Genomic DNA, 8,053 nt, shown 5'->3' with positions numbered 1-8,053 from the left:
GTTTAACATATTTATTCAATCGTAAAATTTCATGTGAATTCACTGAATCTCAACAATCTTATTGTATTTACCCACAAAAGATTCACATTATGTGTTAATTAATCAACATTATTAAGATCTAGCACATAACTCACATTAATATTGATGATTTTTGATAGATGAAGGCGTATAAGCTATATATATCAATGATAATTGCACAAAATTACTCACATTATGTGTTATTTATCTACTTATCCACGAAATTTAATTTTTTTCTTATGATTTCTTGTAGATATTTGAATGTATTTAGACAACTCATAACATGTTTTTATGAAAGTATGTGTGGAAATTGAGATAGGTATCACACTATTTTTGTATATGATTGCATAAAAAAAGACTCTATTATGAATAGAATCGAGTAAAGTTACTTATTGTGAAGAATGAGTAAAATTATTCACAATAAACGTATCAACACGAATAGCCCTCTATCTTGAATTTTTTTCAAAAATAGAGAGCTGATTATGATTAATTCGTTTTCATTGCTGTCAGTACTTGCTCAGCTGTTGTTACTGGGATACCAGCGCGTATTAACTGTTCAAAGGCACGCATAAATGTAATTAAATTAAAGTTATCTGGTACTTCAATAACGCGAAGCTTTTCTTTCGGTAATCTATCTATCTTTTCAATGAACAATTCCCGAACATCACTAGGAATAGAGCGCTCTTTATGTCCTCTTGCCTTTAAGAGTTCACGTATTTCTATTTCTAAAGCCATATAAGCGTTTAGGTGTGTACCTTGTTCATAAGCGTACTTTCTAAACAACGTTTCTTCTTGATACTTTAGATAGTTGCGGTGATACGATTCCTCTGTAACAGGTACAGCAAATTTGTAGTTTAGTAACTCATACGTTTTGCGGAACAGCTTTTTGATGTTTCGCAGAGAGTACATAGAGAAATGCAATCCGAAATCAAATACAGCTTGTTCTTTATGTTCTTTCGGAACATGTTGTGTAATCAGAGGATAAATACCTTCTTTAGCCGCTGTATCAAGAATTTGATATTGTGATGTTTGATTTAATAATTTCTTCAGTGTATATACTAACTTGCTTGGATATTCTTCATTACGATCTATCATGTCACGTAAGCTATGAATTACGCTTCGAATTTGTCGATGGCATGTATATTTAAGTACATGGATAAACTTGTTCATGTCTTGTGTAAATTCACCAATATTCATTTCTTGTAGTACGGATTCGATAAAACGAGCTTTACGAGCATAAGTAAGCTTTGGTGTGAATGGATCGCGATACTGTACTTCTCCTGTTTCTTTTGCACATAAGAAATCCGTATGTAAGGATAGATATAGAGTTGTATATCTTTTTTTATTCTTAACCCCTTTTTGTAATTTACAAATTTTGAATAGTGAAGTCCCTGTACATGGTAATGCAGTTGTTAATTCTGTCATAACTGCGCGGATTTGATGTGGATATTTTTTATGTAAAAAGCGGTACATCCCACCAAAATGAGTTTTATTCCCTTTTTCATCTTGTTTGTCTAAGGAACGTTTTAGTGTAGTTTCACTGTGCTGTTGCATAGCAATATCTAAGAATAGCTTTTTAGATGCAACTGATAGCTCAAAGAAAGCTTTCGTAAATACCACGGGGCTAATATAAACATATGCATTGGCCTTTTCAGTTTCTTCATTCATAAAATGAGTTAATTTAATTGTATATCGGCCATCTAATTCATTTTCAATCGTAATAATGTTATGTATACTTAATTTCTTTAATGCAATATAGAATTGAGAATGCTGTATGTAAGCAAATTCTTCTTTATATAGTTTGTAATCTTCCCACATCATATGTATTGTTACATTTGGAATGATTCCATTCGTGTAACATTTTTTATGTAGATATAAGAAGACTTCCAAATCTGCGTTTGTAAGGCCATATAATTTATGCTTTCTTCCCATTGTTTCCGAAATAGCAGATAGTGTACGACGTGAAAAAGATGGTTTAGCCTGTGCTACGAAGCCATCCACATCGGCAATGCGCTCCTCATATGTCATATGATCAACAATATCCTCAAGGTATGTATCTTTATAGCTGTAGTATTTCTCTTCGAAAGTTTCAACAAGTTTTTGCCAAGACTTCAGTGTTACTAAAACTGCATTTGTAGATTGTCCATTTAGACTACGTTGATTACGAATAATAAATGATTTTCCCATCTTTTTCACCTCCTACCTATAAATTCAGAAATAAATGCCAAAACACTATAAAATATACCAATTTTGATTATACCAAATCGAAATTTGCTGAAATGCGTCCCTTTAAGAGAAAAAATAAAAAGATGAAACGCCCTTTAATCCCTTGTGTATCAAGGGGTTTCAGACTTCTTGAAATTTTTTTTATGGACATGATATGGCTATGGATTTTCATATTGGTAGAAAAGAAGGGAAATAGCAAAAAAACCTTGTAAACATGATTAAATCAACGGTTATATCGATTTTTAAAAAAATAAAAGGGACATGATATGGCTATGGATTTTCATGTTTATAATTGTGAATTAAACAGATGAACCCTTTTAAATAGTGATGTTAATGGGGTTTATCTGTAATTTTATAATTACAAAAGGAACATGAAGTGGCTAGGCTAGTTTTCATGTTTGGGTAAAAAAGGGGACATCATACAGCTATGGATTTTCATGTTGCATAAATACATGAAAATAGGGTTATAAACATGTAAAGCCTTAATATAAAAAGGTTTATGGGGGTTTCTTCTGAAAAAAAGGGACATCATATAGCTATAAATTTTCATAACGAATTGTATAGGTGTAGTAGAAAAGCTTATATATCAAGCTTTAAGCATTTTTAGAAAAAAATTTCGAGTTAGTAAAAAGAGTTACATAATGTCATTTTTGTTTCATGTTTTGATGGAAAGGGACATGATATGGCTATAAATTTTCATTTTGATGAATTTGGGGTGTTCGAAGTAACATTAATATTTTAATCCTTACATTTTTTTACTTTTACTTCTCTTTTAACGAACTTCAGCCAGAATTCTCCTTCCTCTAAGCGAAGCGTAGGTGGGAGATGAATGGCCCGACCTAACAAAAGTACTTCTGAGTGGTAAAGCATCGTAAAATTTGTTTATAATAGAGTTATTAGAACAAATATTCGGAGGTGACGACATAATGAAATTGAACTACAGGTTTGAAATCTATCCTACAATAGAACAACAACATACATTAGAGAGATGGATTTCCATTTGTCGTCAGCAATATAACTCCGCTTTGCTAGATAAACAACGATATTATAAACAAAACAAAAAAGACTTAACACGGTATGAATTACAAAATCAGCAAAAACTTGATAAAAAGATATATCATTTCTTAAAAGAGGTTCCTTCGCAACCTTTTCAGGAAGTGTTTGCGCGCTTGGAAAAAGCCTATAAAAAGTTCTTTAAAAAGGATGCTGGCTATCCAAAAATGAAAAGTTTTAAAGAATATCGTTCTATTACTCTTACTCAATTTGGTATGTTCAAATATAAAAAGAAGGATGGTTCCTTGGGGACAAGCCGTCGTATGTGTTCTCTCACAAAAGGCGGTAAACTTCTTATCTCGAAATTAGGGGTCATTGATATCAAATGGCACCGTAAATTAGATGGCCGCGTTAAACAAGTTGTCATAAAACATCAAGGAAACCGTTGGTTTGCGACTTTTTGTGTTGAAAAACACGTAAACCAAGATTCTATTTGTGATGCAAATAAAACAACTGGTATTGATGTAGGCATCAAAAAATTTGCGGTTCTATCTAATGGAGAAGAAGTTCAGAATCCTACGTTCTTACGCAAAGAAGAGCGTAAATTAAAACGTGCGCAACGTAAACATTCAAAAATGAAAAAAGGTTCGAAGAACTGGTGCAAGCAAGTAGACAAATTACAACAAATTCATACGAAGATAGCGAATCAACGTAAGGATTTCTTGCACAAACTAAGCTTCCGATTAACCAACAGCTATGGTGTAATTTGTATAGAAGACCTAAAAATCAAAAATATGGTACGTAACCGTCACCTAGCAAAATCCATCCACGATGCAGGTTGGGGGATGTTCCGTACATTCCTCTCCTACAAGGCAAAACGAAATGGTGGATGTTTGGTAATGGTAAAACCGCACTACACGTCACAAAAATGTTCGAATTGCGGGGAAACAGTTAAGAGATCACTTTCTGTTCGTACGCACGTATGCAAACAATGTGGTACTGTACTGGATCGTGACCACAATGCAGCGATTAACATTGAAAAAGCCGGCTTAACGCAAATTGCGTATCAGCCAACATATTAAATGTACATAACATCTATATAACTGTAGGGCAAGGTCTTGTCCGAACAGTATAATCTACGCCTGTGGAGAGCGTGTAAGACCGAATCTCGTAAGAGATAGGCAATGCTTGTAGAATCAGGAATCCCCCACTTCAAGCGGTGATAATCGGTAAGTGGTGGGTAGTTCACAGCTACAGTAACTATGTTTTTAAGGTGAAATTAGAGCGAGATGAATAAAATGTCGAAAATATAAGAATTTTTTGTTTTTTTTGTTGATTTATGTTTTTTTTAATGTTAAACTCATAACAACAAAGAAAGAGTAAACGAAAACCCTTAGCGATTAAATTATCAGAATTTTCATTCTTTTTAGTGGTTTACTCCATGTGATTTACACGTTTGTGTATTGCTTTTCCACTCTTTCTTTGTTCTACCCTATAAAAGAAAACAACCTGTTTTTATCCAAGTTGTTTTCTTTTATAAAAATATAATTTGTTGTTTAACAGTTGGGATTACTATTTTAAAAGTTATTATGGTTTATAGGGGGGCGATAGCTAATAGATTGGATATTTAATGAGGAGTTTGCATTACAATAGAGTGAAGCTAGAAAGAGGTGAAAACTAAGAAATTCGGATGTTAGTTTTTTAATTTTGGAAAAGGAAGAATAAAAATATAGTGGATATACAATTACAATAAGGGAATGCAGTATAGATTAGTATACTTGCATTCCCTTATTATATTTATTTATTTTTTTCTTTCTATATTTTTTTGTTCATAGATACCAGCAGCCATCTCAGCTTGGAATCAAATAAATGCTCTATTATTACTTAAATATATTTTAATCTTATTAAAAATGATCCTAAATCATATCCTACATTTATTATTGCAATGGCTGAAATTATAGTTAATGGATATTTCACAAATGGATTATTTAAGATTTTTTTTATTTTTTTCATGTTGTAGTCCTCCATTAGATTAATCATCTTATTTTTAATGTTATCATGAACATAGATATAATGATTTGTTTTTTATTAGATATAAAATCCTGTTTGCATCTTTACTTTCATTTTATGTACAATAAGGGAAAGAAATAGTATAAGGCAGGGGGAGGAAGCCCATGTCCAATCAACAATTAGTGAATTTACGTATTGATTTTGCATTTAAACAATTATTTGGTACAAGTGGGAACGAGGATATTCTGGTTGCCTTTTTAAATGCTATGTTACATGATTCTTTAGAATCACCCATTATATCCTTGCAGTTAGAAGATCCACATTTGCATCGAGAACATGAAGAAGATAAATTATCGATTTTAGATATCTCAGCGACATTAGATACGGGGACAAAGATAAATGTAGAAATACAGCTGAATAACAATCACGATATGATCAAACGAAGCTTGTATTATTGGGGAAGGTTATACACTTCTCAATTAAAAAAAGGAATGCCATATAGCTCACTTCATAAAACAATTACCATCAATTTGTTAAACTTTGTGATGTTTCCAGAATATGAAGCGTTTCATACAACAGGAATCTTGTGGAATCAGCAACAACAAAAGGTATTGAGTGATGATATAGAAATGCATATTATTGAAATTCCGAAGTTAATGCAACAATGGCGTAATGAACAAGTAAATCCCTGGGAAGATTCGTTTGTTCGTTGGTTATTATTACTTCCAGCGAATGAAGATGAACACTTAACCCAAACATTGGAGGATATTGCGATGAACCAAGATCCAATTTTACAAAAGGCAATGAATAAGTGGGAACGTATGAGTCAAGATTCTTCTTTCCGTCAAGCCTATGAAGCAAGGGAAAAAGCATTAATGGATGAGGCTGCAAAGTTTGCTCATGCAGAACAACAAGGGATAAAAAAAGGAAGAGAAGAAGGAAAGCTTGCTGAACGTATTCAATTAGTTAGTGGTATGCATAAAAATGGAATGTCAGTAGAGGACATTGCAAAGTTCACGAAGTTAAGTATAGAAGAAATACGAGAAATTTTACAATCCTAAATAGATTAAAATAACACCTACAAATGTTTGTAGGTGTTATTTTTTGGGGGGGCATTCTCAATTGGGGAAACTTTTGCGATCTATGCGACACCAAACTATTAATATGTACAAATGTAAACTTTTGGGTGAAAGTTTACTTTCGGGTTTAGAATCATTTATAGCTAATTTTGTAATAAATTTCTCAATATAGATGATTACGGCCATAGGAATTTACCACCTATGCCATCTTTTGTACCACTCTTTGACAAAGAATCTACCAAGACATGCCTACTCTTTACCAATAAAAACCTCCTCTCATTACTAATATGCAATATGGAGGAGGTTTTTTGGTTTATAACATTTGGTTAAGCCTTGAAGAACTCTCTTATGATTTTTCTTGTGTTGATTTAAAATAAAGTTCGATCATTTATAATAAAGAGTGATAATTTGTAAAAAAGTTTGATAAAAAGATCCATTTTATAGAGTATTTCTTTGTTCAGCAATCGGGCCAGATTGTGGAATAGTTGATGGGTTATACTAAAACTAACAAGACAGAATAATCTAATTCAAGGAAATAAGTTAAATTTAAATGATAAACTAAAGTTTACTTATTACTAATTAAGAAAAATAAACTTATATGATAGATAATAAATTCCATATAGAGGTGGATTTATATGCCTAAAATTGACAATATACTAGCAATTCTATGGATGCTTAATTCAAGTGAAAAAATTACTGCAAAACAAATTTCAGAAAGGTTAGAAATGAATATAAGGACTGTGTATCGTTATATTGATACACTTTCAACAAGTGGTGTACCTATAATTTCAGAAACAGGCCATAATGGTGGATACACTTTATTGAACAATTTTATTGAAGCTCCTCTTTTTTTTGATTTTGAGGAGCAAACCTCACTATTTCACGCTGCTGTTTTTGCAGAAGAAGCTGGATATTATGGAGGTGATGCACTAAATAGGGCTATTTCAAAGCTAAGCAGATATTCAAATCAAGAACAGGAAACAAAGATAAACCAACGTTTAACCAGTCTTGAAGTAATAAGTCGATTAAGTTCCCTCTCTATGGAGCCTTCTTTGAAGGAAGTGGAGCAGGCCGTAGCTGACGGATACTCTGTAAAAATTCTATACCTTAAATGTGGCGAAGAACAATCAACATATAGATTGGTTGATCCGTACAGAATTATTTATTGGAATAATAAGTGGTATGTGATTGGATTTTGTCATCTTAGGAATGATATCCGTAGCTTTAGAGTAGATCGAATGGAAAGCTTAATGCTAACTGAAAATAAGTTTAACCGACCAGAAAATTTTTCAGCACGTGACTTTTTTATGGACAATCTCCTTCCAACTATAGAAGGTAAGGAAGGGATTATCCCTTTGGTTATTAATGGGAATACAAGGGCGTTGGATGATATTTGCCAACATTGGTTTTTTGGACATTATTTACAAGAACGGACTTCAACTCAAGCAGTATTTCTTCTTGAAAAAGATATGATACATACATATGTACCTCATTTACTTTTACCGTACGGTAAATCTATTCAAATTATTGGGCCAGTAAGTCTTAAACAAAGACTTATTGAAGTTCTGTCGGAATTAATAAAATTTCATCAAGTATGATAACTTCCCTGACGTTAGCTGTCAGGGAAGTTATATTATAATAGGCTATATTAATTGTGATTGGAGCGTTATTCGATGCAAACAAAAAAAGTTTATCTTTATGTATTTAATACGATGTCAGACTGGGAA

Annotated in this window: 5 protein-coding genes; 3 read left to right on the top strand and 2 right to left on the bottom strand. The window is 32.4% G+C overall.

Annotation, left to right across the window (positions count from 1 at the left end; translation table 11 throughout):
• Window positions 1-504: 504 nt before the first annotated feature.
• Complete coding sequence (locus AB3X48_RS14265) at window positions 505-2,205, bottom strand: hypothetical protein (protein ID WP_088099240.1); 1,701 nt, start codon at window positions 2,203-2,205, stop codon at window positions 505-507.
• Between the two features lie 965 nt (window positions 2,206-3,170).
• On the opposite strand from AB3X48_RS14265, the gene AB3X48_RS14260 reads away from it, so the two are divergent.
• The gene (locus tag AB3X48_RS14260) at window positions 3,171-4,319 is read left to right on the top strand and encodes an RNA-guided endonuclease InsQ/TnpB family protein (RefSeq protein ID WP_246907838.1); all 1,149 of its coding nucleotides are present in this window, start codon (window positions 3,171-3,173) and stop codon (window positions 4,317-4,319) included.
• 802 nt (window positions 4,320-5,121) lie between these two features.
• Here AB3X48_RS14260 and AB3X48_RS14255 read toward each other — a convergent pair.
• Window positions 5,122-5,250, bottom strand: a complete 129-nt coding sequence (locus AB3X48_RS14255; RefSeq protein WP_002107230.1) for a hypothetical protein — start codon at window positions 5,248-5,250, stop codon at window positions 5,122-5,124.
• Window positions 5,251-5,411: 161 nt separating this feature from the next.
• Here AB3X48_RS14255 and AB3X48_RS14250 point away from each other — a divergent pair, with 161 nt between their 5' ends.
• Together AB3X48_RS14250 and AB3X48_RS14245 are read left to right on the top strand one after the other, a co-directional pair.
• The gene (locus AB3X48_RS14250; protein WP_000070893.1) at window positions 5,412-6,308 is read left to right on the top strand and encodes an Rpn family recombination-promoting nuclease/putative transposase; all 897 of its coding nucleotides are present in this window, start codon (window positions 5,412-5,414) and stop codon (window positions 6,306-6,308) included.
• 653 nt (window positions 6,309-6,961) lie between these two features.
• Window positions 6,962-7,924: a helix-turn-helix transcriptional regulator gene (locus AB3X48_RS14245; protein ID WP_001124112.1), complete on the top strand. Its 963-nt coding sequence runs from the start codon at window positions 6,962-6,964 to the stop codon at window positions 7,922-7,924.
• The last annotated feature ends 129 nt before the right edge of the window (window positions 7,925-8,053 follow it).

Source organism: Bacillus sp. S4, assembly GCF_040838205.1.
Lineage (GTDB): Bacteria > Bacillota > Bacilli > Bacillales > Bacillaceae_G > Bacillus_A > Bacillus_A cereus_U.
The sequence above is the reverse complement of the archived record's forward strand: the minus strand, read 5'-3'. Positions and strand labels throughout refer to the sequence as shown.